Origin of the sequence: Pseudomonas sp. 58(2021) (assembly GCF_017491585.1) — a bacterium.
GTDB classification, from domain to species: Bacteria; Pseudomonadota; Gammaproteobacteria; order Pseudomonadales; family Pseudomonadaceae; genus Aquipseudomonas; species Aquipseudomonas fluorescens_BT.
On record NZ_JAFGYZ010000005.1, the window covers coordinates 246,874 to 272,732 of the forward strand.

The window sequence follows — 25,859 nt, forward strand, 5'->3', positions numbered from 1 at the left end:
TAATGGATATCGGGATGATTCGAGGCCTGGGCACCGTTGTCGTGATGGTTGCCTTCATCGGCCTGGCGTTGTGGGTGTTCAGCCCCAAGCGCAAGTCGGAGTTTGAAGACGCGACCTTGCTGCCCTTCGCGGATGATCCCGAAGCCATCAAGCACGTCGAGCAAGCTTCTAGGAGTAACAAAGAATGACTACATTCTGGAGTCTGTACGTCACAGTCCTCAGTCTCGGTACGATCTTTTCCCTGACCTGGCTGTTGCTGTCGACCCGCAAGGGCCAGCGCACCGAGCAGACCGACGAGACGGTCGGCCACTCCTTCGACGGGATCGAGGAGTACGACAACCCGCTGCCGAAATGGTGGTTCATGCTGTTCGTGGGCACCATCGTGTTTGCGCTGGGTTATCTGGTGCTGTACCCGGGCCTGGGCAACTGGAAAGGCCTGCTGCCGGGCTACAACTACCTCGATACCGAGAAGCAGACCGCGTTCGCCAACGGCCAGACCGGCTGGACCGGCGTTCACGAGTGGGAAAAGGAAATGGCGCGCTCGGACGCCAAGTTCGGTCCGATCTTCGCCAAGTTCGCCGCCATGCCGATCGAAGAAGTGGCCAAGGATCCGCAAGCCCTGAAGATGGGTGGCCGCCTGTTCGCCTCCAACTGCTCGGTCTGCCACGGTTCCGACGCCAAGGGCGCTTATGGTTTCCCGAACCTGACCGACGCCGACTGGCGCTGGGGCGGCGAGCCGGAAACCATCAAGACCACCATCATGGGCGGTCGTCACGCGGTGATGCCGGCCTGGGCTGAAGTGATCGGTGAGCAAGGCGTGGCCGACGTGGCCGCGTTCGTGCTGACCAATCTGGATGGCCGCAAGCTGCCGGAAGGCACCAAGGCGGATCCGGCCAACGGCCAGAAGCTGTTCGCTGCCAACTGCGTGGCCTGCCACGGTCCGGAAGGTAAAGGTACGCCAGCCATGGGCGCCCCCAACCTGACCCACCCGGCCGCGTTCATCTACGGCTCGAGCTTCGCGCAACTGCAGCAGACCATCCGTTACGGCCGTCAGGGCCAGATGCCTGCCCAGGAACAACTGCAAGGCAACGACAAGGTTCACCTGCTGGCGGCTTATGTTTACAGCCTGTCTCACGGTGAAAAAGCACCGGAAGCCGAGGCTCAGTAAGGCCGACGCTTGAAGCGAAAAAAGGCCCCGCCAGTGAGAACTGGCGGGGCCTTTTTGTTTCCTCTCTATTGATTCAAAGAATATTGCCTGAGCCAAGACTGTCCAGGCCCGAAGGTTTGTGTTGTCTGGCCGGCTCCTTCGTCTGCTCTGCAGCGTCGGCCGACTCAAGCGCTGCCAGCGCCGCTTGCAAGTGCGCGGCGGCAACGGAGACGCCCGGAATGGCGCTATTGAGAACGACGTTCAGTGCATCAATTGCTTCCTGAGTAACGCCAAGTGCCTTGAGAGTGCTTTCGTTCATACATTGTCATCCTTGAATAAAGTCCGGTGCTCCGGATAAAACCAATGAAGGCGGTGAACCGGACATTACTCAGGCCGATTGGCCCAGATGGACTTCACCGGAACCGAGTGCACGAAACGCGGGTTTTTCCAGTCATTGTTCTCGATCAGGTTAACCTGCAACTGCTTGCGATCACCTGAGAAGCTGGCGGTCAGGTACGTCTGCTGGGACGTTGCGCCGCTGAGAAACATCGGCACCTGACCCATCCAGCGCTTGCCACCCCCTCGCCTATGGTAATGACCTGCAAAGATGGCGGTGACTTGATACTTTTCGACCATGTCCAGAAAGCGTTGCTCCTGTTGCCAGTCTCCCTGCCAGTCATCCCACTTGTGCATGTTGATGATGATCGCGTAACCCTGGGCTCTCGCCACCCTCAAATCGTTTTCCAGCCAGTCCAGTGCGCTGGTGATATTGAAGGTTGTCGGATTCAATGCATGAGCGATCTTCGTGGTGTAGGTGGGTTCATTATTAAGCTGCACAAGGTGAACTTCGCCGATGCTTTTCGAGTAGGCGAGACTGCCCGAATAGCGAACACCCAAAAAAGCACCCGTCACCTTGAGATCAAAGTTATCCACCTTACCCTTATGATGTTCATTGAACTCGACAACACTGCCCGCCGCACAACTATTGCTGAAACAGTCGTCCACGTTATTCTCGTAATCATGATTACCCAAACCATACAGATAATCGTCCTTGAAGTACTTTTGCAGGGCCGACTTCATATACGAGCGCTGCCAACCGTGACCGAAAGCGGTCATGTCACCATTGATCATCAACGGGACTGCCGCCTGCCCCCCATGGGCATTTCGAAACTCGGCAATACTGCCCAACTGGCTGTCCACCAGCCACTTGGCGCGTTTTTCGAAGTCTGCATCGGATTCCGGCTCTCCGCTGTCAGTCTTGTCGGTCCACGGATATTGCGTATCGGACGCGAACACCATATGCCGTGGCATGCCCTCAACGGCATGAGCCAAAGTAACAGAAGAAAACAAACAGACACCCAGCAGAAACCTTACAACTCCATTTAAAGCCATAACCTTGAAACTCCATTTAACTCGAATACGAACTGGCAACTGAATATCGCCAGCCGCAAACATATTCGATTAAACGGAACCTTTCAAAGCACACAACACAGACAATTAAATAAACTTGTTTCAGACATACAACTAACAGAAACCAGAACTTCTTACTTCATCCCTGTTTCTCGAAGTCTGGACAACCGGACAGCAACGAGCCGATTTTCAGCCACGCAGATCACCAGGCAGCGCAACGGCGACGGATCGCCTAGACTCAGTCATAGCCGGGCAAAAAAGGGTAATCCCTTACAAGTCAATTGATTCAAGTCATTACACCATCAATTGATTTTGCCCAACGCGACCAAAGGTCGCACCCGTTCGTCGGCATCACAGGCGTATCATTGCGCCACCGCAACACCCTTTCTGACCCCGGCCGGCACGTATCGACCGAGGCATTTTTCCACTGCCGTGGGATGCAATGATGAGCAACCAGATTCCGGTACACGACGTCACGCCACCCAGCAAGAACGCGAACAACAGCGTCGACCTTTACGCCTCTCGAGAAAAAATCTACACCCGTGCTTTCACCGGCCTGTTCCGCAATCTGCGGATGATGGGTGGAACGGCGCTGTTCCTGTTGTACTTCGGTACGGTGTGGTTGAACTGGGGCGGCCATCAGGCCGTGTGGTGGAACCTGCCGGAGCGCAAGTTCTTCATCTTTGGCGCCACCTTCTGGCCGCAGGATTTCATCCTGCTTTCGGGCCTGCTGATCATTGCCGCGTTCGGCCTGTTCTTCATCACGGTGTACGCCGGCCGGGTCTGGTGCGGGTACACCTGCCCGCAAAGCGTGTGGACGTGGATTTTCATGTGGTGCGAAAAGGTCACCGAAGGCGACCGCAACCAGCGCATCAAGCTCGACAAGGCACCCATGAGTGCCAACAAGTTCCTGCGCAAGTTCGCCAAGCACGCCATGTGGCTGCTGATCGGTTTCGTCACCGGCATGACCTTCGTCGGCTATTTCTCGCCGATCCGCGAACTGGTGTTCGACTTCTTCACAGGGCAAGCCGATGGCTGGTCGTATTTCTGGGTCGGCTTCTTCACCCTCGCCACCTACGGCAACGCCGGCTGGCTGCGTGAGCAGGTGTGCATCTACATGTGCCCGTATGCGCGCTTCCAGAGCGTGATGTTCGACAAGGACACCCTGATCGTCTCCTACGACCCGCGTCGCGGCGAAAGCCGTGGCCCGCGCAAGAAAGGCGTCGACTACAAGGCCCAGGGCCTGGGCGATTGCATCGATTGCACCATGTGCGTCCAGGTCTGCCCGACCGGCATCGACATCCGCGACGGCCTGCAGATCGAGTGCATTGGCTGCGCCGCGTGCATCGATGCCTGTGACAGCATCATGGACAAGATGGACTACCCGCGCGGGCTGATCAGCTACACCACCGAACACAACCTGTCCGGGCAGAAAACCCATAAACTGCGTCCGCGCCTGATCGGTTATGCCGTGGTGCTGCTGGCGATGATCAGCTTGCTGGTGACAGCGTTCTTCATGCGTTCGCTGGTCGGTTTCGACGTCAGCAAGGACCGCGTGCTGTACCGCGAAAACGCCGAAGGCCGGATCGAAAACGTCTATAGCCTGAAGATCATGAACAAGGATCAGCGCGACCACACGTATGTGCTGGAAGCCGCCGGTTTGCCGGATCTGCGCCTGCAAGGCAAGCGCGAGATCAAAGTGCCGGCCGGGGAAATCTTCAGCATGCCGGTCGAACTGTCGAGCGCGCCCGAACAACTGCCGTCGAGCACCAACGAGGTGAAATTCATCCTCAAGGATGCCGATGACGACAGCGTCCACGTAGAAGCCAAGAGCCGGTTCATCGGCCCACAGAATCGTTGAGAGAACTGAACATGCCCGCAGCAAACGCCGCAAGCCCCTGGTACAAGCATCTCTGGCCGTGGATCATCATCGGGATTCTGGCCTGCTCGGTGACCCTGACCCTGTCCATGGTGACCATCGCGGTGAACAACCCGGACAACCTGGTCAACGACAACTACTACGAGGCCGGCAAGGGCATCAACCGTTCGCTGGACCGTGAACTGCTGGCGCAGACCCTGAAGATGCGCGCTGCCGTGCACCTGGATGACGTCACCGGCGAAGTCGACCTGCGCCTGAGCGGCGACAGCCAGCCGAAAACCCTGGAACTGAACCTGATCTCGCCGACCCAGCCGGACAAGGATCGCAAGATCGTCCTGGCTCGCAGCGAGACTGAAACCGGTCGGTACATCGGCCAGTTGAGCGACAAGATCGAAGGCCGACGTTTTGTTGAGTTGCTGGGTTCGCAGGACGATCACGTGTGGCGGATGTTCGAAGAAGAAGTGGTCAGCCATGACAAGGATTTGTTGCTGGGTGATGAGCCGCTGCAAGGCGCTGAAGACCTGAAGAAGTAAGCAGCCTGCAAGTGCCCCCTCACCCTAGCCCTCTCCCCCAGGAGAGGGGACTGATCTCGGGCGCTTGCAGACTTGATGTACGCCAGTGACGATTGCGCTGACTGAACCCATTTTTCCGGCCCACATCAATCGGCCCCCTCTCCCGCGGGAGAGGGCACTGATCTCGGGCGTTTGCATAATCGATGTATGCCAGTGACGATACCGCTGACTGTACCCATTAATCCGGCCACCACCGATCGGCCCCCTCTCCCTCCGGGAGAGGGCTGGGGTGAGGGCAAGCGGACCACTCGATTCCAAGGGTTTATCCCCTCGACAATGCCATGACCACCCCCATCCCCTGCTACCACTGCGCCCTGCCCGTCCCGTCCGGCAGCCGCTTCACCGCCGTCGTGCTCGGGGAGTCCCGCGAGTTCTGCTGCCCCGGCTGTCAGGCCGTGGCCGAAGCCATCGTCGCCGGTGGACTGGAAAGCTATTACCAGCACCGCAGCGAAGCCTCGGCCAACCCCGAGACGCTGCCGGTGCAACTGGTGGACGAGCTGGCGCTGTACGACCGCGCCGACGTGCAGCAACCTTTCGTGCGCCACGAAGGTGAGCTGGCGGAAACCACGCTGCTGATGGAAGGCATCAGTTGCGCCGCCTGCGGCTGGCTGATCGAGAAACACCTGCGCACCCTGCCCGCCGTGGCCGAGGCGCGGCTGAACCTGTCCAATCATCGCCTGCATGTGCGCTGGGCTGACGCTCAGTTGCCGCTGAGCCAGATCCTCGGCGAACTGCGCCACATCGGCTACGTCGCGCACCCGTATCAGGCCGACCGCGCCAGCGAACAACTGGCCAGTGAAAACCGCCTGGCCCTGCGTCAGCTCGGTGTTGCCGGGCTACTGTGGTTCCAGGCCATGATGGCGACCATGGCGACCTGGCCGGAATTCAACATTGACCTCAGCCCGGAGCTGCACACGATCCTGCGCTGGGTCGCGCTGTTCCTCACCACGCCGATTGTGTTCTACAGCTGCGCGCCGTTTTTCAAAGGGGCCATGCGCGATCTGCGCACTCGTCATCTGACCATGGACGTTTCGGTCTCGCTGGCGATCGGCGCGGCTTATATCGCCGGGATCTGGACCTCGATCACCGGGGTCGGCGAACTGTATTTCGACGCAGTCGGGATGTTCGCGCTTTTCCTGCTCGCCGGACGCTACCTCGAACGCCGCGCCCGGGAACGCACCGCCGCTGCCACCGCGCAACTGGTCAATCTGTTGCCCGCCTCATGCCTGCGCCTCGACGACGCCGGCCACAGTGAACGCATCCTGCTCAGCGAGCTGCGTCTTGGCGACCGCGTACTGGTGCAGCCCGGCTCGGTGCTGCCGGCGGACGGCAAGATCCTCGACGGTCAGTCGAGCATCGATGAATCGCTGCTGACCGGCGAATACCTGCCGCAACCGCGCACACCGGGCGATGCCGTCACCGCCGGCACGCTGAACGTAGAAGGTGCGCTGACTGTTGAAGTGCAGGCGCTCGGCCAGGACACGCGGCTGTCGGCCATCGTGCGTTTGCTGGATCGCGCTCAGGCAGAGAAACCACGCCTGGCGGAAATCGCCGACCGCGCCGCTCAATGGTTTCTGTTGCTGTCGTTGATTGCGGCGGCCGCCATCGGCCTGCTGTGGTGGGAACTGGATTCTTCGCGAGCGTTCTGGATCGTTCTGGCGATGCTGGTTGCCACTTGTCCATGCGCATTGTCACTGGCGACGCCGACCGCGCTCACCGCCGCCACCGGCACCCTGCACAAATTCGGCCTGCTGTTGACACGCGGCCATGTGCTGGAAGGCCTGAACCAGATCGACACGGTGATTTTCGACAAGACCGGCACCCTCACTGAGGGCCGACTGGTGCTGCGTTCCATCCGCCCGCTCGGCGCCCTCGACAGTGATCGGTGCCTGAGCCTGGCCGCTGCGCTGGAGAACCGTTCGGAACACCCGATTGCCCGGGCCTTCGGCCGGGCGCCGCTGGCCGCCGAAGAGGTACACAGCACACCGGGGCTCGGGCTTGAAGGCCTGGTCGCAGAACAGCGTTTGCGCATTGGGCAGGCTGATTTTGTCTGTGATCTCAGCGGCGCGCCCGTACCATCAATGCCCGACGAACCGGGCCAATGGTTGTTGCTCGGTGACGCTCAGGGACCGTTGGCCTGGTTCGTCCTCGATGATCGTCTGCGCGCCGACGCCCCCGCGCTGCTCGCCGCGTGCAAGGCCCGCGGCTGGCACACGCTGCTGCTGTCGGGTGACAGTTCGCCGATGGTTGCCAGTGTCGCTGCCGAACTGGGCATCGATGAGGCCCGGGGCGGTTTGCGTCCGGACGACAAGCTGCAAGTGCTGCAACAACTGCACAAGGCCGGCCGCAAGGTGTTGATGCTCGGCGACGGGGTCAACGACGTGCCGGTATTGGCTGCCGCGGACATCAGCGTGGCCATGGGCTCGGCCACCGATCTGGCGAAAACCAGTGCCGATGCGGTGCTGCTGTCCAACCGGCTCGACGCGCTGGTACAGGCCTTCACGCTGGCCCGCCGCACCCGTCGGGTGATCATCGAGAACCTGTTGTGGGCCGCGCTGTACAATGGCCTCATGTTGCCGTTCGCCGCCCTCGGCTGGATCACGCCAGTGTGGGCCGCTGTCGGCATGTCGATCAGTTCGCTGACCGTGGTGCTCAACGCCCTGCGCCTGACTCGCCTGCCGAGTGCGCCGGCCGTCAACACCACGTCAGAAACCCGCCCGCTGCCGGCCTGAGCCGCACGGGCATGGAGTACAGATGCCAGCTCTCTACGTGATGATCCCGGCCGCGCTGCTGATCGTGGCCATCGCCGTATACATCTTCTTCTGGGCGGTGGACAGCGGCCAGTACGATGACCTCGACGGTCCGGCCCACAGCATCCTGTTCGACGACCAGGACCCGAACCACACCGCCGCTGTGGACGAAGCCAACCCCGCCAAACCGGACGACAAGGCGCCACCCCATGCTTGAACTGGCGCCGCTGCTGGTGTCTGCGTTGATTCTCGGCCTGCTCGGTGGCGGCCATTGCCTGGGCATGTGCGGCGGCTTGATGGGCGCGCTGACCCTGGCGATTCCCAAGGAACAACGCAGCCGACGCTTTCGATTGCTGCTGGCCTACAACCTCGGACGAATCCTCAGCTATGCCACGGCCGGTCTGCTGATCGGGCTGGCCGGCTGGGCGGTGGCCAACAGTCCCGCCGCGCTGTTCATGCGGGTTTTGGCCGGGTTGCTGCTGATCGCCATGGGCCTGTATCTGGCGGGCTGGTGGAGCGGTCTGACCCGCATCGAAAGCCTGGGTCGCGGACTATGGCGTTACATTCAGCCTGTCGCCAATCGTCTGCTGCCGGTGTCGAGCCTGCCCCGCGCCTTGCTGCTTGGCGCACTGTGGGGCTGGCTGCCCTGCGGTCTGGTTTACAGCACGTTGCTGTGGTCGGCCAGTCAGGGTAATGCGCTGGACAGCGCGCTGCTGATGCTCGCCTTCGGGCTCGGCACCTGGCCAGTGTTGCTGGCGACCGGACTCGCGGCGGAACGAGTGACTGCACTGTTGCGCAAACGCAGCGTGCGCATGGCCGGCGGTCTGCTGGTGATCCTGTTCGGCATCTGGACCCTGCCGGGGCCGCACCAGCACTGGTTGATGGGCCACTGATCGGCGGCGCGGCCATCGCGAGCAAGCTCGCGAAGAGGCCCGCACTGGCAACACACATATCCCCGTTGATGCAAATCAAGATGCCCCGCCGCGCCCTCCCCTAGACTCGCTCACACTGCCAGCCTATCCGGGGGAATGCCCGCATGCTCGACGCCATTCGTTGGGACACCGATTTGATCCGCCGCTACGACCTGGCGGGGCCGCGCTACACCTCGTACCCGACGGCCGTGCAATTTCACAGTCAGGTCGGCACCTTCGACCTGTTTCACGCCCTGCGCGACAGCCGCAAGGCCCTGCGCCCGCTGTCGCTGTACGTGCACGTGCCGTTCTGCGCGAACATTTGCTACTACTGCGCCTGCAACAAGGTCATCACCAAGGATCGCGGCCGCGCACTGCCGTATCTGCAACGGCTCGAGCAGGAAATCCAGCTGATCGCCTGCCACCTCGACCCGGCGCAGAAAGTCGAGCAACTGCACTTCGGTGGCGGCACGCCGACCTTTCTCAGCCACGATGAATTGCGGCAACTGATGGCGCACCTGCGCAAGCATTTCAATCTGCTGGATGACGACTCCGGCGATTACGGCATCGAGATCGACCCGCGCGAAGCCGACTGGTCGACCATGGGCCTGCTGCGTGAGCTGGGCTTCAACCGAGTCAGCATCGGCCTGCAGGATCTCGACCCGGCGGTGCAACGGGCGGTCAATCGCCTGCAAAGCCTGGAAGAAACCCGCGCGGTGATCGACGCGGCGCGTACCCTGCAATTTCGCTCGATCAACATCGACCTGATCTACGGTTTGCCCAAACAGACGCCGGACAACTTCGCCCGCACCGTCGAGGAAGTCATCAGCCTGCAACCGGACCGGCTCTCGGTGTTCAACTACGCGCACCTGCCGGAACGCTTCATGCCGCAGCGGCGGATCAACGGCAACGAACTGCCGAGCCCGGCGCAAAAGCTGGAAATGCTGCAACGCACCATCGAACAACTGACTGCTGCCGGCTACCGCTACATCGGCATGGACCACTTCGCCCTGCCCGACGATGAGCTGGCGATTGCCCAGGAAGAATCGACCCTGCAACGCAACTTCCAGGGCTACACCACCCACGGTCATTGCGACCTGATCGGTCTGGGCGTGTCGGCGATCAGTCAGATCGGCGACCTGTACTGCCAGAACAGCAGCGATCTCAATCACTACCAGAACACCCTCGCGGGCGCGCAACTGGCCACCAGTCGTGGCCTGGTGTGCAATGCCGACGACCGCCTGCGCCGCGCAGTGATTCAGCAACTGATCTGCAACTTCAGCCTGGATTTCGCCGAGATCGAGCGCAGTTTCAACATCGATTTTCAGGGTTACTTCGGCGCGCTCTGGCCGCAATTGCAGGGCATGGCGCAGGACGGGCTGATCGAACTGGATCGCGAGCGCATCACCGTGCTGCCGGCCGGCCGATTGCTGGTGCGTTCGGTGTGCATGGTGTTCGATGCGTACCTGGAACAGCAGAACCGTCAGCGGTTCTCGCGGGTGATTTAACTTTTCATCAGCAAGGCGTTGGTTTTCAGGTTCTGGTCCGAGGTCAGGCCCGACTGGCCGATGACCTTGGCCAGGGACAGGTTGGCGGTGATCAGGCCGTTGTTGAGGGCAGAGATGGCGCCTTTGAGAGCCGAGATTTTGGCGAATCGCTCTTCGCTGGAGAGGGTCTTGCTGGCCATCAGCGCGTTGATCTGGGCGTTCTTCTCGGCGATCTGCTGGCGTAACTTGCGAATCATCTTCAGCAATTGCTGAACGTTTTCCGGCAAACCGCTTTCCTCGATATCACGGTTTTTCCCGCCGGCACCGGCGGATTTTTCAATGGCGGCATCGGACAGCGACACTTTGACGCCCTCGACCAAGGTCGGGGTTCCCAATGATGCTTCATCTGTGCCGGCCTTATGGCCGAGGGCGGTCTCTGCACTTTCCGGCAACGACGCAACGCCGTTGTTACTGGGGGGCAGCGTACCAATAGCAGTCATCGAAGCGGTTCCTTGCAAGCCGTCAGATACCTGTTTATCGGCCGTCGTCCCTGCAGCTTTATGCCGTGCAGGCAATCGCTGGCCTGAATGTCCTCCGCTGGGTTACCCTTACGCCTTATGTGTGTTTTCCCACAAGGATTTAAGAAATGTCCGAGCCAGTTAAACTGCGCGCTCATAACCAGGCTAATTGCAAGGATTGCAGCCTGGCCCCTCTCTGCCTGCCACTTTCGCTGAATCTGGAAGACATGGATGCGCTGGACGAAATCGTTAAACGTGGCCGCCCGTTGAAAAAGGGTGAGTTCCTGTTCCGCCAGGGCGACACCTTCGATTCCGTTTATGCAGTACGCTCCGGCGCCCTGAAGACCTTCAGCCTGAGCGACACCGGCGAAGAGCAACTGACCGGCTTCCACCTGCCGAGCGAACTGGTCGGCCTGTCCGGCATGGACACCGAGAAACACCCGGTTTCCGCCCAGGCGCTGGAAACCACTTCGGTTTGTGAAATTCCGTTCGAACGCCTCGACGAACTGGCCCTGCAATTGCCGCAACTGCGCCGTCAGTTGATGCGTGTAATGAGCCGGGAAATCCGCGATGATCAGCAAATGATGTTGCTGCTGTCGAAGAAAACCGCCGACGAGCGCATCGCCACGTTCCTGGTCAACCTGTCCGCGCGTTTCCGCGCTCGCGGGTTCTCGGCCAACCAGTTCCGCCTGAGCATGTCGCGCAATGAAATCGGCAACTACCTGGGGCTGGCGGTGGAAACCGTGTCCCGGGTCTTCACCCGCTTCCAGCAGAACGAACTGATCGCCGCCGAAGGCAAGGAAATCCATATCCTCGACCCGATCCAGCTCTGCGCCCTGGCCGGCGGCTCGCTCGAAGTCTGATCTCGCCCCGCGGCCGAGCGTATCGTTTCAGCCGCGGGTATACTGCGCCGTTTGCAGCCCTGCCAGGACACCTCGACGATGGTCTTCGACTCCTTCGACATCAAATCCCTGATCCGCCCTGTGATCGATTTCCCGAAACCGGGCGTGATCTTTCGCGACATCACGCCGCTGTTCCAGTCGCCCAAGGCTTTGCGCCTGGTGATGGACAGCTTCGCCCACCGGTACGTGGAAGCCGACTTCACCCACATCGGCGCGATGGATGCGCGTGGTTTTCTGATCGGTTCGGTGCTGGCCTATCAGCTGAACAAGCCGCTGGTACTGTTCCGCAAGCAAGGCAAGCTGCCGGCGGACGTACTGGCCGAAGGTTACGCGACCGAGTACGGCGAAGCGTTTCTGGAAGTGCACGCCGACAGCCTGTGCGAAGGCGATTCGGTGGTGATGTTCGATGATCTGATCGCCACCGGCGGCACGCTGATCGCAGCGGCCAACCTGATCCGCCGCATGGGCGCCCGCGTTCATGAAGCGGCGGCGATCATCGATCTGCCGGAGCTGGGTGGTTCGCAGCGTCTGGAGGACATGGGGATTCCGACGTTCTGCCTGACGCAGTTTGCGTTGACCGACAAGTAAGCGGCGCCTGCCATTACGCCTTCGCGAGCAAGCCCGCTCCCACATTCGACCGTATTCCCCTGATGGAACACGATCGAATGTGGGAGCGGGCTTGCTCGCGAAAGGGCCACCAGCCTCACTGCAAAATCTAAAGTCCCATCTGCTTGCTGATGATCTCGTTCATCACTTCCCGCGTCCCGCCGCCAATCGACAGGATGCGGTTATCCCGATACAGCCGCTCCACCAGACTTTCGCGCATATAACCCAACCCGCCAAGAATCTGCACCGCTTCGGTGGTGATGCGGTCCGAGGTGTCCGTGGCGAAGTTTTTGGCCATGGAGATTTCCTTGATCACGCTCTGCCCCGCCGCCATCTTCGCCGCCTGCCGGTAGGTGAACTCCCGTGAGACCTCCAGCGCCGTGGCCATTTCCGCGAGGCGATGCTTGATCACCTGGAACTTGCCGATGGGTTTGCCGAACGCCTCACGCTCCTTCGCCCACTTCAAACTCTCTTCCAGTGCCAGTTGCGCGGTCATGTTGGCCATCAGCGCCAAGGCCAGACGCTCGCTCTGGAAGTTGCCCATGATGCAGGCGAATCCCATGTTTTCAGCGCCGATCAGGTTTCCTACAGGCACCCGGCAATCGTCGAAGAACAATTCAGCCGTGTCCGACGCCCACCAGCCCATTTTCTTCAGCTGCCGGCCGACGGTGAAACCGGGTGTGCCCTTCTCGATCAACAACAGGCTGATGCCGCCAAAACCGGGCGCGCCGGTACGCACCGCGACGGTGTAGAAGTCGGCGCGCACGCCGCTGGTGATGAAGGTTTTGCTGCCGCTGACCCGGTAATGATCGCCATCGCGTACGGCGCGGGTCTGCAAGTTGGCGACATCGGAACCGCCGCCCGGCTCGGTCACCGCCAGGGCGCTGATCTTCTCGCCACGGAGTACCAGAGGCACGACGCGGTCACGCACTTCGGGCCGGGCCCATTTGACGATCGGCGGCAAACCGATGTCGAGCGAGCCGAGTCCGGCCACCAGCCCGCCGGAGCCACAGCGCATCAGTTCTTCGCTGGCGGCGATCTTGGCGAACAGGTCACCCTCGTGACTGCCGCCCAGTGCTTCGGGATAACCGATGCCGAGGATGCCGGCTGCACCGGCCTTTAGATACAGCTCACGGGGGAAGCTCTCGGCTTCCTCCCACGCATCGATGTCCGGCAGGATCTCGCGCTCGACGAAACGTCTGACGCTGTCGCGGACCATTTGGTGGCTGAGGTCGAAGTATTCCTGGAAGGCGGGCATCGGCGAACTCCATGGAAGGGTTCGCCGAACTTAACCGAGCGCTTGCTTGGTTTTCAACAGGATTGTGGGCTCAGAGGGAAATCGGCTTGCGCCCGGCAAACGAGTGGGCCAGCGTGCCGCCGTCCACCAGCTCCAGTTCACCGCCCAGCGGCACGCCGTGAGCGATGCGCGAGGCGATCAAACCTTTGTTGTTGAGCAACTGGGCAATGTAGTGCGCAGTGGCTTCACCTTCCACGGTCGGGTTGGTGGCGAGGATGACTTCGGTAAAAGTGCCCGCCTCTTCGATCCGCGCCATCAATTGCGGAATGCCGATGGCTTCCGGGCCGAGCCCGTCCAGCGGCGACAGATGCCCCTTGAGCACGAAGTAACGGCCACGGAATCCGGTCTGCTCGACCGCGTAGACATCCATCGGCCCTTCCACCACGCACAACAGCGTGTCGTCACGGCGCGTATCGGCGCATTGCGGGCACAGATCGTCTTCGGTCAGCGTGCGGCACTGGCGGCAGTGTCCGACCCCTTCCATGGCCTGACTCAAGGCCTGGGCCAGGCGCGTGCCGCCGCTGCGGTCACGTTCGAGCAACTGCAACGCCATACGCTGGGCAGTTTTCTGACCCACGCCCGGCAGAATTCGCAGGGCGTCGATCAGTTGGCGAATCAAAGGGCTGAAGCTCATGGGGAAAAAGTCCGACAAAACAACGAGACGCGGTTTATACCCGCGCCTCCGGCCAGCGTCAAATCCTCAGTCCTGGGCGACCTTCACCACCAGTTTGCCGAAGTTGCGCCCCTCCAGCAGTCCGATAAACGCTTGCGGCGCCTGCTCCAGGCCCTCGACCACGTCTTCGCGGAATTTCACCTTGCCATCGCGCACCCACGGCACCATGGCGCTGATGAATTCCGGCTGACGGTCGCCGTAATCGTCGAACACAATAAAGCCCTGAATCCGTACGCGCTTGGTCAGCAAGGTGCGCTGCAAGGCAGACAAGCGATCCGGGCCTTTCGACGCTTCCGTTGCGTTGTAACCGGCAATCAGGCCACACAGAGGGATCCGCGCCTTGGGATTGAGCAGCGGAACCACCGCATCGAAGACATGCCCGCCGACGTTTTCATAGTAGATATCGATGCCTTTCGGGCAGGCGTTGGCCAACTGCTCGGCGAAGTCCGGCGCCTTGTGATCGATACAGGCGTCGAAGCCCAGTTCCTCAACCACGTATTTGCACTTCTCGGCACCGCCGGCCACGCCGACGGCGCGCAGGCCTTTTATCTTCGCCACCTGGCCAACCACCGAGCCCACTGCGCCGGAAGCGGCGGCGACCACCAGTGTTTCGCCCTCTTTCGGCTGACCGATGTCCATCAAACCCATGTAGGCGGTCATGCCGGGCATGCCCAGCACGCCGAGCGCCATCGACGGGCTCGGCAGGCCGGACGGGATCGGGATGATGTTGCGGCCGTCGCTGATGCTGTGGCTTTGCCAGCCGGTGGCACCGACGACCAGATCGCCGGGGTGGAATTTCGGATGACGCGACTGTTCGACCCGGCTGACAGCCCCGCCGGTCATGACCTCGCCGATTTGTACCGGCGCCGCGTAGGACGGCGCGTCACTCATGCGTCCGCGCATGTAGGGATCGAGCGACAGGTACAGGGTCTTGAGCAACACCTGGCCGTCTTCAAGGTCAGGCAGCGCCTCACGCTCCAGACGGAAGTTCTCGGGCGTCGGCGCGCCCACCGGCCGCGAGGCCAGCACGAAGCGTTGATTGAGGGTCAGAGGGTCGGACATGTCAGCGTCTCCTGTGAAGGGTGAATTCGAGGGTATAGGAAGCAGACCCTTGGGGCGGTGGGGTGTTCGATGTTTATTCCGGCAAATCGTGTTGACGCTTTCGCGAGCAAGCCCGCTCCCACATTTGAAATGCAATCCCATGTGGGAGCGGGCTTGCTCGCGAAGGCGTCATTACAGCCAACACATCTCTACCGGCCGGAAACAAAAATGCCAGGCGCGATGCCTGGCATTTTTTGTAGCTCATCCAACCCGCCAAGGCGAATCAGAACGGCAGTTTCATACCGGCCGGCAGGTTCATGCCAGCGGTCATGCTGCCCATTTTCGCCTGGCTGTTGGCTTCGATCTGACGCACGGCGGCGTTGACGGCAGCGGCCACCAGATCCTCGACCACTTCGCGGTCATCTTCGTCCAGGCCCGGCAGTACGCTCGGATCGATGCTGACTTTCTTCACGTCATGACGACCGGTCATCACCACGGTGACCAGATCGCCACCGGCTTTGCCGGTGACTTCGGCGTTGGCCAGCTCTTCCTGCATCTTGGCCATTTTTTCCTGCATCTGCTGCGCCTGCTTCATCAGGCCGGCCATGCCACCTTTCATCATGGGAATCACCTCAAAAGTACTTGGATCAAAACAGCGCCCGGCCAAACCGGCCGGACGCCCTCAGTTATTAGCCCTGACTGGCCAGGGCGTCGACAGGTTCAATAGTATCGTGTCGCACGACCGCGCCGAACTGCTGCACCATCTGCTGGATGAACGGATCGCCGTGGATCGACTCCTCCGCCTCGCGCTGACGGTTGGCACGGCGCCGGGACGCGGCCTGGGCCGGGGTTTCCTGCTCGGGCTTGATCAGCTCGATGGTCAGGGTCAGCGTGCGCCCGTGGAACTGGTTCAGCGCATCGTTCAGACGACGCTGCTGGGTGGCGTTGAACAAGGCGCTGTGGGCCGGGTCCAGGTGCATCAGCCAGTTGTCGCCATCGACCGCGATCAGCGTGCAGTTGGCGGCGATGCTGCCGGTCATGCCGGAGATCGGCAGTTGCGGGAACAGCTCCAGCCATTGCAGAGCCAGGCCGGTGGCCGGCGCGGCGGCGGGCTCCGGCTCGGGTTCGGGGGCTGGCTCTGCGGCGTGCTCGCTGGCCAGATCGTCGAGGTAGCTGTAGGCCGAATCCATGTCCGGCTCGATGTAATCCTCGTCGAGCGGCGGCTCGTCGTCCATGTCCATGCCCGGTGTGGCGGCATCGACGTCGGCTACCGATGGCTCGGGGATCGGCGCGGCGGCCCACTCCGGTGCGTCCGGCACGACGCTGTCCGGGGTCGGCAGCGGCATTGGCGGCAGGTCCGGCTGCTCGGCGGTGGTTTCCAGCACCGGCTCGACCGCTGGCTGCTGCACAGGCGCCGGCTCTACCGGGTCGTTCCACGGCAGATCGACGACTTCTTCGACGGCGACCGGCTCGGGCTCGGGCTCAGGAACGGGTTCAGGCGCAAGCACCGGGGCAACCGGTGCGGGCTCGGGAGCTGGCACAGGTGCAGCTACCGGAGCCGGCGCAACAGCCGCAGCAACTACCGGCGCAGGTTTCGGCGCGGCAGCCACTGAGTTTGCGGAATCAACTGTGGCCTGGCTGATTCCCACTGGCTTTAGCGGTTGCCTCGGGGCGTCCGCCGTGTCTGCGGGTCGGAAGGCCAGCATCCGCAGCAGCACCATTTCGAAACCGCCTCGCGGGTCCGGCGCCAGCGGCAAGTCACGGCGACCGATCAGGCCCATCTGGTAGTAGAACTGCACGTCTTCGGCCGGCAAGGCCTGGGCCAGTGCAAGCACCCGGTCACGGTCGCCGTGGCCATTGTCGACACCTTCCGGCAACGCTTGGGCGATGGCGACACGGTGCAGCACATTGAGAATTTCCGAGAGCACGCCGTTCCAGTCCGGCCCCTGTTCGGCCAGATGACGCACGGCTTCGAGCAACGCCCTGGCGTCACCCTCGATCAAGGAATGCAGTACGTCATAGACCTGACCATGGTCCAGCGTGCCGAGCATCGCCCGTACGTCGGTGGCCAGAACCTTGCCCTCACCGAAGGCGATGGCCTGGTCGGTCAGGCTCATGGCGTCGCGCATCGAACCATCGGCCGCGCGGCCGAGCAGCCACAGGGCGTCGTCTTCGAACGGTACGTTTTCGGCGGTCAGGACATGCGTCAAATGCTCGACCACACGCTCGGGCGTCATGTTCTTCAGGGAGAACTGCAGGCATCGCGACAAAATCGTTGCCGGAAGTTTCTGCGGGTCGGTGGTCGCCAGGATGAACTTGACGTAGGGCGGCGGCTCTTCGAGGGTTTTGAGCAGCGCATTGAAGGAATGGCTGGAGAGCATGTGCACTTCGTCGATCAGGTAGACCTTGAAGCGCCCGCGGCTCGGGGCGTACTGCACGTTGTCGAGCAGCTCGCGGGTGTCCTCGACCTTGGTCCGGCTCGCGGCGTCGATCTCGATCAGGTCGACGAAGCGGCCTTCATCGATCTCGCGGCACACCGAACACTCGCCGCAGGGGCTTGAAGTGATACCTGTTTCACAGTTCAGGCATTTGGCGATGATCCGCGCAATCGTGGTCTTGCCGACGCCCCGCGTCCCGGTGAACAGGTAGGCGTGGTGCAGGCGCTGGCTGTCCAAGGCATTGATCAGAGCCTTGAGCACATGGGTCTGGCCGACCATTTCGCGGAACGAGCGCGGACGCCATTTACGTGCAAGAACCTGATAACTCATCGAAAACCGTCGCGGCAAAGGAAGCAGAAGCGGCTAATGCTAGCGGAGCAAGGGCAAAATTGCATCCGGTGTGCTCGTCTATTCTGGCTAAGCTGCATGGGCGAGGGCTTTTGTCGGCTCGGGATCGGGAATTACCGGAGCGTTTATGCGGTGGGCCGTGGGGGCAATACTGGGAATCAGCCTGAGCGCGATGGCGTCGCAACCGCCGCTGCGCTTCGCCGTTGCCGACAGCTGGGCGATGCCGATGGTGCAGATCGAACGCGGCCGCCCGACCCAGGGCATCCTCTACGACATGATGCTCAGCCTGGCGACCCAGGTCGGCGTGCCGGCGCAATTTCACGTCCTGCCCCGCGCCCGGGTGCAGAACGCCATGGAACACGGCGAAGTCGACGTGCGCTGCTATGCCGCACAATCCTGGTTGCCGAACCTGTCCGGCGATTACATCTGGAGCATCCCGCTGTTCTTCCAGCGCGACCTGCTGATCAGTCGTCAGGGATTGCCGACCCAGTCCGACCCGGCCGACCTTCCCCGTCAGTCGATCGGCACCGTGCTCGGTTACAGCTACCCCACGCTTCAGCCACTGTTCGACGCCGACCGGTTATGGCGCGAAGATGCGCGCAATCAGGAACAGGTCCTGGACAAGCTGCTGGCTGGCCGTTACCGCTACGCCGTGAGCAATCAATGGACCCTGGACTGGTTCAACCAGCGCCTGCTGCCGGGGCAGCAACTGCAAGCGGTGGCGGTGTTGCAGGAGCAGCAGGTCGGCTGCTATGTGCGCAATGATCCGAATGTGCCGGTGCAGCGGATATTGAGGACGTTGCTGCGGATGAAAATGTCGGGGGAGATTGACGACATTATTCGGTTGTATACCGGCAGCGCGGGTGGCGAACCGTGAGCCAGACCATCAATGCCCCGCCGTATCGCGGAATTTCTGGTATTCGTGATACTCGACCCACGCAACCACATCGTACGGCACATAGAGCTTCAGCCTGGCGCGGGAGATGGCGATGTACACGGCGCAGATCCGCTGATCGAACGCGTAGGCATCCTTGAATTTCTCGTTGGTCAGCAGGCCGGGAGTCAGCAGCACTTTGTCGAACTCCATGCCACCCGCCTCCTCCGCAAGCATCAGCAGGCAACTGTTGCCGGCGTTGTCGATCATTCGGTTCAGGCGCGTCAGATCGGCAATCATGAAGCCGTTTTCCAGCTTGGCCTTGACCCGCAAAAACGACTCGTCGAACTGATTGGCGTCGCACACGGCTTGCCAGTCGGGCAGGTCGCTGAAGTACGGGTGCACGCCATTTTCGCTGAATTCGGAGCGGTAGAACTCCGGCTTGAACCGTTCGATGGCCGTGGCCATGAAATGTTTCAGATCATCCTGAGTTCGCTTGTCGGAGAATCTGAACTTGCAATTGGAATCGTGCAGGTGGATGGCCCAGATCATGGTGTCCCAGGGCGATGCCGTCAGCACGACGCTACCTTCGGATGGCACGAAACCTTCCGGATATTCCTTGATGACGACGTCAGCATCACTGGCGCCTTCGAACGGAATCTTGCCCTTCTGCGAGTGCCGGGCGATCAGCGGATTGACCAGCCGTTCGACGTTGCGGCCCGAGCGCACGGAATAGCTGATATCGCTTTGGCGAACCTCACGCTGGCGTTTGACCGGCACGCCGCTGGCCTGTTGGTACTCGTCGCCGAGGGTGATCAACACTTGGCGGCCACGTTCGATGATCTGTAACAGTGACCCGGGAATGTCCTGACTCTCGTCGATCAGCACGTGCGTGTAGCGTGATGACACCGCGCAGCCGGCAATGCAGGCCCGCTTGATCATCAGTAGCGCTTCGAACCCGGTCTGACTGCCCCATGCCGGATTGAGCTCAAGGTAGCCCCACACCCGGCTCGAATACTCCAACAGAACCTGAGCATCCACGCTCGAGAGCGGCTGGTTGAAATGCGGTAGATGCTTCGCGGAGAAAGTGTGGTCGCGGAAACGGCAGTAGCGCTCGATCACTTTGAGGCAGAGCTCAAGGGTCGCCTGCCCGTCGTAGTGGCGAAAACCGTAGATGTTCAGTTCCTGTGCCAGTGCCTGCCGACTCGGGACTCGAGCTGCCCCCTCGGCCTGAGGCCTGCGACCGAGCATCAGCGACTGTGCAAATGCCAGAAAGGTTTTGCCGGCCTTCTTCTCGCTTGACCCCACCATGCGCTGGCGAAGGACTTCCAGCTTGGCCGGAGTGCGCGCCAGCAACAGGGTCTTTTCCGGGCGAAGATGTTCCAGCAGCGCCACCAGCAGATGGCTTTTGCCGATTCCTGCATAGCCTTGAACGTGCAGGTCTTCATCCAGGTTGGCGCGAAAGGTCCTGACCAGTTTGTCCTGGGCCGGGCTCAACCAGCGCTCACGGTGCCGGGGCGTCACTATCGGCTGGCTGAACGGGTCATGACGGCGATGGCGCCGAACCTTGTATTCGAAATCCCATTGACCATCGGGCAACAAATAATCGCGTGCGGACACTTCTTCGCAAAGCAGAAAACGCAGGTTCAGAGGTTTGAGAACCTTCAGGCCGAAATACAGTTTGCGCGGGTCGAACAGTCGCTGCGCCTCGGACAGCAGACCGGCAGTCGATGACTGACGTTTTTCGACAGCCCAGGACAAGAGCTTGGCCAGAATCTTCTCAGCCGCAGCTGCACCGAGATCCTGCTCTGACGTCTGCACCAGATTCTGGATGACCAGCACTGCCGCCAACTCGGGATCGGTCAGGGCTTCGAGGGCTTTGGTGCCACTCGCCTGCAACAGGTTCGCGCAGGTTTCATCCGTGACGGGCAAGAACACAGGGCTGGATAGATCGGAATGTTCCGGGAGCATAAAACCTCGCGGCCAGGGCGCAGACCTTGCTGGGTCGATCCTGGCCAGACTCTTCATTTATTTCGGTGGCTGCGAGTATGCGGGATTGAAGAGCAAATGATTACCCCGTGTCGGCGCCCTCACGAGCAGGGGGTTGGGTACGAACCGCCAAATCGCAGGCATAAAAAAACCGCAGTGGGCGAAACCCATGCAGTTCGGTGTCGATTCGTTCGATGTTCGTTAAGGTGGTAACCCTACCAGCCACACCCCGGCACACAATGTTCCCGCTGTGGCTGCTGCCTTCCGGCTCTGACCAGGTTCACGGGTAATCGTTGCGGGGGGACCGATAGGGTCACCATAACGACACTCACCTGTCGGCGAGCCGCGCCATTGTACCTATCTGAGACGAAGTTACAACCGCTGGTTGCAGATTAAAAATATGAAGGGCTTCAAGCACTTGCTATTGCGCCTGTAGCACCTCGTCCGCGCGGCCGCCCTCCTGCTGGATCACCAGATGAATGAAGTGCAGCTTGGCGATCGCCGCCGGCGGCAGGACGAAGGGATAGAAATCCGGCTGGCCCATGCTGCGCGACAGTTCGTTGAGCATGCCCGCCAGTTCGATCCACGCGTTGACGAACGACAGGAACGCCGTGCCCCCGGGATGTTCGGGGTCGTATAGCGCACTCGACGGAAACGGCTGGTAGTCCAGGTCCATCTCCCGGGCGCTCATGCCGAAACCCAGCGCCGTGTCTACCGCGTCCATCATGTGCAGGTAATGCGCCCAGGTTTCCGCCCAGTCTTCCCACGGGTGCATGGTGGCGTAGGCGCTGACGTAATGCTGCGACCAGTCCGCCGGCGCGCCCTGTTGATAATGCCGCTCCAGCGCCTCGGCATAACTGGCGCGTTCGTCGCCGAACAGGTTGCGGAACGAACCCAGCCACGGGCCGTTGTCGATCAGTCGATCCCAGTAGTAATGCCCGACCTCATGGCGAAAGTGCCCGAGCAACGTGCGATAAGGCTCGTGCATCTGCGCCCGGACCCGCTCACGGTGGGCGTCGTCGGCTTCTGCGATGTCGAGGGTGATCAGGCCGTTGGCATGGCCGGTCATGGGCGCGTTGCCTTGCAGATCGACGCCGATGAAATCGAACGCCAGACCAGGGTCTTCATCGACGGTTTTCGGGATGACCTGCAGGCCGAGGCTGATCAGTTGCGCCACCAGTCGGCGTTTGGCGATTTCCACCTTGCGCCAGCGTTCGGGGTTTTCCGGGACGGAAAGATCGGGGATGGTGCGGTTCAGAGCGCAGGCCGCGCACAGCGTGTCGTGATCGTTGGCGGGCAGCAGCCAGTTGCAGGCCGCCGGGGTATCGAGGTTGGCGCAGCGCCGGAACAGCCCGGCCTCGGGATCGACGTCCAGCGTCCAGGTGCCTTCCTGCGGCCCCGGTTGCAGCGAGGTCAGCCGACTGTGTTCCGGTTGATAACCCAGCGCCGCGTTGCAAGCCAGGCACTGGCTGTTGCGAAAGAACAGTGACTGGCCGCAGCGACACGGCCAGACCTTGCTGTTGCGCGAGGATTCGCCCATGAACGGCGCGACAATGCGGGAACTGAGCTGCTCGAAAAAGCGGTACATGGCGATCTCTCCCTTGGGCTTGCCAAGACTAGATCATTCCCGCGAGTTGATCGTTCCCGCGCGTTGCGTCAGGCGGAGATACCGTGCCCTTTCAGGAACGCAATAAACGCCTCTTCATCCATCACTTTCACGCCCAGTTCGTTGGCCTTGGTCAGTTTCGACCCGGCACCCGGCCCGGCCACCACACAGTGAGTCTTGGCCGACACGGAGCCGGCGACCTTGGCGCCGAGGCTTTCCAGGTGTTCCTTGGCGACGTCGCGGCTCATCAGCTCGACCTTGCCGGTCAACACCCAGGTTTCCCCGGCCAGCGGCAGGCCTTCGACGACTTTCTTTTCGCTCTTCCAGTGCATGCCAAAAGCGCGCAGTTGCTTCTCGGCGTCTTCAGCCAGTTGACGATGCTCGGGCAAGGCGAAAAACTCGCGAACCGAGTTGGCCTGCTTCTCCGGCAATGCCTGGCGCATGTCCAGCCAGTCAGCGTTCATCACCCCTTCCAGCGACTCGAACTTGTCCGCCAGCTTCTGCGCCCCGCCCGGCCCGACCGAAGGAATGTGCAGCTTGTCGAGGAAGCCGCCCAGGGTGGTGCTGGCGGCAAACTCGGCGCCCAGCTCACCCTGATCCTGAATCTGCAAACCGTGACCCAGCAACTCGGTGATCACCTGCTGGTTGTGCGCATCCTCAAAGAAGCTGTGAATCTCGTGGGCCACTTCCAGGCCGATGTCCGGCAGGTACGTCAGCACTTGCGGCAAGGCTTGCTGAACACGCTCCAGCGACCCCAGCGAACGCGCCAGCACCTTGGCCGTCTCCTCGCCGACATCCGGAATGCCCAGCGCATAAATGAAGCGCGCCAACCCCGGTTTCTTGCTGTCTTCGATGGCGGCCAGCAACTTGTTGCTCGACACCTCTGCAAAGCCTTCCAGGTCGACGATGTCGTCGAACTTCAGGGCGTAGAGATCGGCCGGCGAACTGACCAGACCTTCGTCGACCAGTTGCTCGACACTCTTGTCGCCAAGTCCTTCGATGTCCATCGCCCGACGGGAGACGAAGTGAATGATCGCCTGCTTGAGTTGCGCACCGCAGGCCAGTCGGCCGACGCAGCGATACACCGCACCTTCGCTGATGGTTTCCTTGCCCTTGCTGCGCTTGACCAGTTGCGTGCGCTCGACGTGAGATCCGCACACCGGGCAGCTCTCGGGAATCTGCACCGGCCGCGCATCTTCAGGGCGGCGCTCCATGACCACTTGTACCACTTGCGGTATCACGTCACCGGCGCGGCGAATGATCACTGTGTCGCCAATCATCAGTCCCAGCCGGGCGACTTCGTCCATGTTGTGCAGCGTGGCATTGGCCACGGTGACGCCGGCCACCTTGACCGGTTTCAACCGCGCCACAGGCGTGACAGCACCGGTACGACCGACCTGGAATTCCACGTCGAGCAATTCGGTGAGTTCTTCCATCGCCGGGAATTTGTGCGCAATGGCCCAGCGCGGTTCACGTGCGCGAAAGCCCAGTTCGCGCTGGTCGGCAATGCTGTTGACCTTGAACACCACGCCATCGATTTCATAAGCCAGCGCGTTCCGGCGCTCACCGATGTCGCGGTAATAATCCAGGCATTCGCCGATGCCCTTGGCCAGTTTCAATTCGTGGCTGATCGGCAGGCCCCAGGCTTGCAGTTGCTTGAGGTTGCCGATGTGAGTGTCGGAAATATCGTGGGACACCTGTCCGATGCCGTAACAGCAGAATTCCAGCGGGCGGTTGGCGGTGATCTTCGAATCCAGCTGACGCAGGCTGCCGGCGGCAGCATTGCGCGGGTTGGCGAAGGTCTTGCCGCCGACTTCCAGTTGCGAGGCGTTGAGGCGTTCGAAACCGGCCTTGGACATGAACACTTCGCCGCGCACTTCCAGGGTCGCCGGCCAGCCTGTGCCGTGCAGCTTCAGCGGGATGTTGCGCACGGTGCGGACGTTGACGCTGATGTCTTCGCCGGTGGTGCCGTCGCCGCGGGTGGCGCCGCGCACCAGCAAGCCGTCCTGATACAACAGGCTGACCGCCAGGCCATCGAGCTTCGGCTCGCAGCTGTATTCCACCGCCGCGCCACCGCCGAACAGGTCGCCGGCCGGCAAGTCCAGACCTTCGGTCACCCGGCGATCGAACTCACGCATGTCGGTTTCTTCGAAAGCGTTGCCAAGGCTGAGCATGGGTACTTCGTGACGCACCTGGGTGAACGCGGTCAACGCCACGCTGCCGACGCGCTGGGTCGGCGAGTCGCTGGTGATCAGTTCCGGGTTGGCCGCTTCCAGCGCCTTGAGCTCGTGGAACAACCGGTCGTACTCGGCATCCGGAATGCTCGGTTCATCGAGGACGTGGTAACGGTAGTTGTGCTGATCGAGTTCAGCGCGCAGCTCTAGAATGCGGTCTTTGGCGGCAGTCATGGGTGTTCTCTCATAAAGCAAAAGAGCAGCCGAGGCTGCTCAATCTATTTTGCCGATTGCCTCTTTATCGCGAGGCAACCTTTTCAATCAACGCTTCTGGGTCAGGGCGCGACGTTCGAATTCGACGATGCGCTGACGGTAGTGCTCGATGGTCTGCGCGGTCAGGACACTGCGCTGGTCATCTTTCAATTCACCGTTCAGTTCCTGGGACAGCTTGCGGGCTGCCGCGACCATCACGTCAAAGGCCTGCTTCGGATGACGCGGGCCTGGCAGGCCGAGGAAGAAGCTCACCGCCGGAGTGCTGAAATGGTCGATGTCGTCCAGATCGAAGATGCCCGGCTTGACCGCGTTGGCCATGGAGAACAGGACTTCACCGTTGCCAGCCATGCTTTCGTGACGGTGGAAAATGTCCATCTCGCCGAAACGCAGACCGCTTTCCAGAATGTTCTGCAGCAGTGCCGGGCCCTTGAAGCCGGCCGGATCGCGGCAGATCACGCTGATCACCAGCACTTCTTCGGCTTGCGGCTGATCTTTATCGGCCACTGCCGGCGACGCCTTGGCGGCAGGCTCGACGAAATCATCGTCGCGGCTGCTGAAGCTAGGGCCGCCGTCCAGATCCAGATCAAGGTTCAGGTCGCCCTGGGCCGGACCGTTGCCGCCCCGCTTGCCGCGCTTGGAACCGGATTCGCGAGGCTCGCGTGGTTCGCGGGCCGGCATGCTCACCGATGGCAGGTCGTGTTCGTCCAGTTGCGGCTCTTTATGGGTATCCAGCACGCGGGCCGGGCCCAACAGCTCAGCGCTGGTGTCCTCGTCCGGCAGGTTGGACAGACTTCGGTCAAGACGGAATTTCAGTTTTCCCTTGCCGCCGCGCATACGGCGCCAGCCATCGAAAAGAATACCGGCTATCACAATGATGCCGATGACGATCAGCCACTCGCGCAGACCGATTTCCATGTAATCCCGTGCCTCTATAAAAAATGCTGAAAAATAAGGGGTTTACATT

23 protein-coding genes and 1 other RNA gene are annotated in these 25,859 nt (G+C 61.4%); 11 read left to right on the forward strand and 13 right to left on the reverse strand.

All coding sequences use genetic code 11. The features are described 5' to 3' along the window. The first annotated feature begins 2 nt into the window (after positions 1-2). Both J5M72_RS08175 and ccoP read left to right on the forward strand, forming a co-directional pair. A complete protein-coding gene (locus tag J5M72_RS08175) occupies positions 3-188 on the forward strand; it encodes a CcoQ/FixQ family Cbb3-type cytochrome c oxidase assembly chaperone (protein WP_003175465.1) in 186 nt (61 codons plus the stop codon). Further along, positions 185-1,168, forward strand: coding sequence for a cytochrome-c oxidase, cbb3-type subunit III (gene ccoP / locus J5M72_RS08180; RefSeq protein WP_207865090.1), 984 nt, complete (start codon positions 185-187; stop codon positions 1,166-1,168). The genes J5M72_RS08175 and ccoP overlap by 4 nt, the downstream gene beginning before the upstream one ends. A 73-nt stretch (positions 1,169-1,241) precedes the next feature. Here the strand turns inward: ccoP and J5M72_RS08185 are convergent, their stop codons facing one another. Beyond that, positions 1,242-1,466 carry a hypothetical protein gene (locus J5M72_RS08185; protein WP_207865092.1) on the reverse strand — a complete coding sequence of 75 codons (225 nt, stop codon included), beginning with the start codon at positions 1,464-1,466 and terminating at the stop codon, positions 1,242-1,244. 65 nt (positions 1,467-1,531) lie between these two features. Next, entirely contained in the window at positions 1,532-2,539 is a 1,008-nt protein-coding gene (locus tag J5M72_RS08190) for a metallophosphoesterase (RefSeq protein ID WP_169429591.1), read from the reverse strand. Between the two features lie 463 nt (positions 2,540-3,002). Here J5M72_RS08190 and ccoG point away from each other — a divergent pair, with 463 nt between their 5' ends. The 6 genes from ccoG (at position 3,003) to hemN (ending at position 10,177) form a co-directional block, all read left to right on the forward strand. Continuing rightward, positions 3,003-4,418: a cytochrome c oxidase accessory protein CcoG gene (gene ccoG, locus J5M72_RS08195; RefSeq protein ID WP_169429590.1), complete on the forward strand. Its 1,416-nt coding sequence runs from the start codon at positions 3,003-3,005 to the stop codon at positions 4,416-4,418. Between the two features lie 11 nt (positions 4,419-4,429). After that, entirely contained in the window at positions 4,430-4,969 is a 540-nt protein-coding gene (locus J5M72_RS08200; RefSeq protein ID WP_207865094.1) for a FixH family protein, read from the forward strand. Between the two features lie 320 nt (positions 4,970-5,289). After that, positions 5,290-7,740, forward strand: coding sequence for a heavy metal translocating P-type ATPase (locus tag J5M72_RS08205; RefSeq protein WP_207865096.1), 2,451 nt, complete (start codon positions 5,290-5,292; stop codon positions 7,738-7,740). Positions 7,741-7,762: 22 nt separating this feature from the next. After that, a complete protein-coding gene (gene ccoS, locus J5M72_RS08210; RefSeq protein WP_007951659.1) occupies positions 7,763-7,975 on the forward strand; it encodes a cbb3-type cytochrome oxidase assembly protein CcoS in 213 nt (70 codons plus the stop codon). Next, complete coding sequence (locus tag J5M72_RS08215; RefSeq protein WP_039770036.1) at positions 7,968-8,651, forward strand: sulfite exporter TauE/SafE family protein; 684 nt, start codon at positions 7,968-7,970, stop codon at positions 8,649-8,651. The genes ccoS and J5M72_RS08215 overlap by 8 nt, the downstream gene beginning before the upstream one ends. Positions 8,652-8,794: 143 nt before the next feature. Continuing rightward, positions 8,795-10,177 (forward strand): oxygen-independent coproporphyrinogen III oxidase, encoded by a 1,383-nt coding sequence (gene hemN / locus J5M72_RS08220; RefSeq protein WP_011333280.1) that lies wholly within the window; start codon positions 8,795-8,797, stop codon positions 10,175-10,177. On the opposite strand, the gene J5M72_RS08225 is transcribed toward hemN, so the two are convergent. Next, the gene (locus tag J5M72_RS08225) at positions 10,174-10,656 is read right to left on the reverse strand and encodes a hypothetical protein (RefSeq protein WP_207865098.1); all 483 of its coding nucleotides are present in this window, start codon (positions 10,654-10,656) and stop codon (positions 10,174-10,176) included. The two genes, hemN and J5M72_RS08225, sit on opposite strands and share 4 nt — an antisense overlap. A gap of 146 nt (positions 10,657-10,802) precedes the next feature. Between J5M72_RS08225 and fnr the strand changes: the two genes are divergently transcribed. Continuing rightward, positions 10,803-11,537, forward strand: a complete 735-nt coding sequence (gene fnr, locus J5M72_RS08230; protein WP_007951654.1) for a fumarate/nitrate reduction transcriptional regulator Fnr — start codon at positions 10,803-10,805, stop codon at positions 11,535-11,537. Between the two features lie 78 nt (positions 11,538-11,615). Further along, positions 11,616-12,164 carry an adenine phosphoribosyltransferase gene (locus J5M72_RS08235; RefSeq protein ID WP_003223345.1) on the forward strand — a complete coding sequence of 183 codons (549 nt, stop codon included), beginning with the start codon at positions 11,616-11,618 and terminating at the stop codon, positions 12,162-12,164. Positions 12,165-12,291: 127 nt separating this feature from the next. On the opposite strand, the gene J5M72_RS08240 is transcribed toward J5M72_RS08235, so the two are convergent. The 5 genes from J5M72_RS08240 to dnaX all read right to left on the reverse strand — a co-directional run bounded on the left by J5M72_RS08240 (position 12,292) and on the right by dnaX (position 17,961). Further along, a complete protein-coding gene (locus J5M72_RS08240) occupies positions 12,292-13,440 on the reverse strand; it encodes an acyl-CoA dehydrogenase family protein (RefSeq protein WP_207865100.1) in 1,149 nt (382 codons plus the stop codon). A 70-nt stretch (positions 13,441-13,510) separates the two neighbouring features. Continuing rightward, a complete protein-coding gene (recR, locus tag J5M72_RS08245) occupies positions 13,511-14,113 on the reverse strand; it encodes a recombination mediator RecR (protein ID WP_085711931.1) in 603 nt (200 codons plus the stop codon). A 66-nt stretch (positions 14,114-14,179) separates the two neighbouring features. After that, positions 14,180-15,214: an NADP-dependent oxidoreductase gene (locus J5M72_RS08250; RefSeq protein ID WP_207865102.1), complete on the reverse strand. Its 1,035-nt coding sequence runs from the start codon at positions 15,212-15,214 to the stop codon at positions 14,180-14,182. Between the two features lie 262 nt (positions 15,215-15,476). Next, entirely contained in the window at positions 15,477-15,815 is a 339-nt protein-coding gene (locus J5M72_RS08255; RefSeq protein ID WP_007951650.1) for a YbaB/EbfC family nucleoid-associated protein, read from the reverse strand. Between the two features lie 67 nt (positions 15,816-15,882). Continuing rightward, on the reverse strand, positions 15,883-17,961 hold the full coding sequence (gene dnaX, locus J5M72_RS08260) for a DNA polymerase III subunit gamma/tau (RefSeq protein ID WP_207865104.1): 2,079 nt from the start codon (positions 17,959-17,961) through the stop codon (positions 15,883-15,885). Between the two features lie 145 nt (positions 17,962-18,106). Here dnaX and J5M72_RS08265 point away from each other — a divergent pair, with 145 nt between their 5' ends. Continuing rightward, positions 18,107-18,856: a transporter substrate-binding domain-containing protein gene (locus J5M72_RS08265; RefSeq protein ID WP_207865106.1), complete on the forward strand. Its 750-nt coding sequence runs from the start codon at positions 18,107-18,109 to the stop codon at positions 18,854-18,856. 9 nt (positions 18,857-18,865) lie between these two features. Here the strand turns inward: J5M72_RS08265 and J5M72_RS08270 are convergent, their stop codons facing one another. From J5M72_RS08270 to zipA, 5 genes are all read right to left on the reverse strand, one after another. After that, positions 18,866-20,824 carry a hypothetical protein gene (locus tag J5M72_RS08270; protein WP_169429580.1) on the reverse strand — a complete coding sequence of 653 codons (1,959 nt, stop codon included), beginning with the start codon at positions 20,822-20,824 and terminating at the stop codon, positions 18,866-18,868. A gap of 231 nt (positions 20,825-21,055) precedes the next feature. Further along, positions 21,056-21,152, reverse strand: an RNA gene (ffs, locus tag J5M72_RS08275) — signal recognition particle sRNA small type. Between the two features lie 111 nt (positions 21,153-21,263). Further along, entirely contained in the window at positions 21,264-22,430 is a 1,167-nt protein-coding gene (locus J5M72_RS08280) for a putative zinc-binding metallopeptidase (protein ID WP_207865108.1), read from the reverse strand. Between the two features lie 68 nt (positions 22,431-22,498). After that, a complete protein-coding gene (gene ligA / locus J5M72_RS08285; RefSeq protein ID WP_207865110.1) occupies positions 22,499-24,856 on the reverse strand; it encodes an NAD-dependent DNA ligase LigA in 2,358 nt (785 codons plus the stop codon). 87 nt (positions 24,857-24,943) lie between these two features. Continuing rightward, positions 24,944-25,810, reverse strand: a complete 867-nt coding sequence (zipA, locus tag J5M72_RS08290) for a cell division protein ZipA (RefSeq protein WP_169429577.1) — start codon at positions 25,808-25,810, stop codon at positions 24,944-24,946. Positions 25,811-25,859: the final 49 nt, after the last annotated feature.

Coding starts and splice junctions, on each gene's coding strand:
- recR (WP_085711931.1), bottom strand. CDS start 14,113: ATGAGCTTCAGCCCTTTGATTCGCCAACTGATCGACGCCCTGCGAATT.
- J5M72_RS08215 (WP_039770036.1), top strand. CDS start 7,968: ATGCTTGAACTGGCGCCGCTGCTGGTGTCTGCGTTGATTCTCGGCCTG.
- ccoP (WP_207865090.1), top strand. CDS start 185: ATGACTACATTCTGGAGTCTGTACGTCACAGTCCTCAGTCTCGGTACG.
- J5M72_RS08185 (WP_207865092.1), bottom strand. CDS start 1,466: ATGAACGAAAGCACTCTCAAGGCACTTGGCGTTACTCAGGAAGCAATT.
- ligA (WP_207865110.1), bottom strand. CDS start 24,856: ATGACTGCCGCCAAAGACCGCATTCTAGAGCTGCGCGCTGAACTCGAT.
- zipA (WP_169429577.1), bottom strand. CDS start 25,810: ATGGAAATCGGTCTGCGCGAGTGGCTGATCGTCATCGGCATCATTGTG.
- hemN (WP_011333280.1), top strand. CDS start 8,795: ATGCTCGACGCCATTCGTTGGGACACCGATTTGATCCGCCGCTACGAC.
- J5M72_RS08265 (WP_207865106.1), top strand. CDS start 18,107: ATGCGGTGGGCCGTGGGGGCAATACTGGGAATCAGCCTGAGCGCGATG.
- J5M72_RS08225 (WP_207865098.1), bottom strand. CDS start 10,656: ATGACTGCTATTGGTACGCTGCCCCCCAGTAACAACGGCGTTGCGTCG.
- J5M72_RS08270 (WP_169429580.1), bottom strand. CDS start 20,824: ATGCTCCCGGAACATTCCGATCTATCCAGCCCTGTGTTCTTGCCCGTC.
- J5M72_RS08190 (WP_169429591.1), bottom strand. CDS start 2,539: ATGGCTTTAAATGGAGTTGTAAGGTTTCTGCTGGGTGTCTGTTTGTTT.
- J5M72_RS08205 (WP_207865096.1), top strand. CDS start 5,290: ATGACCACCCCCATCCCCTGCTACCACTGCGCCCTGCCCGTCCCGTCC.
- dnaX (WP_207865104.1), bottom strand. CDS start 17,961: ATGAGTTATCAGGTTCTTGCACGTAAATGGCGTCCGCGCTCGTTCCGC.
- ccoS (WP_007951659.1), top strand. CDS start 7,763: ATGCCAGCTCTCTACGTGATGATCCCGGCCGCGCTGCTGATCGTGGCC.
- J5M72_RS08200 (WP_207865094.1), top strand. CDS start 4,430: ATGCCCGCAGCAAACGCCGCAAGCCCCTGGTACAAGCATCTCTGGCCG.
- J5M72_RS08250 (WP_207865102.1), bottom strand. CDS start 15,214: ATGTCCGACCCTCTGACCCTCAATCAACGCTTCGTGCTGGCCTCGCGG.
- ccoG (WP_169429590.1), top strand. CDS start 3,003: ATGAGCAACCAGATTCCGGTACACGACGTCACGCCACCCAGCAAGAAC.
- fnr (WP_007951654.1), top strand. CDS start 10,803: ATGTCCGAGCCAGTTAAACTGCGCGCTCATAACCAGGCTAATTGCAAG.
- J5M72_RS08240 (WP_207865100.1), bottom strand. CDS start 13,440: ATGCCCGCCTTCCAGGAATACTTCGACCTCAGCCACCAAATGGTCCGC.
- J5M72_RS08235 (WP_003223345.1), top strand. CDS start 11,616: ATGGTCTTCGACTCCTTCGACATCAAATCCCTGATCCGCCCTGTGATC.
- J5M72_RS08175 (WP_003175465.1), top strand. CDS start 3: ATGGATATCGGGATGATTCGAGGCCTGGGCACCGTTGTCGTGATGGTT.
- J5M72_RS08280 (WP_207865108.1), bottom strand. CDS start 22,430: ATGTACCGCTTTTTCGAGCAGCTCAGTTCCCGCATTGTCGCGCCGTTC.
- J5M72_RS08255 (WP_007951650.1), bottom strand. CDS start 15,815: ATGATGAAAGGTGGCATGGCCGGCCTGATGAAGCAGGCGCAGCAGATG.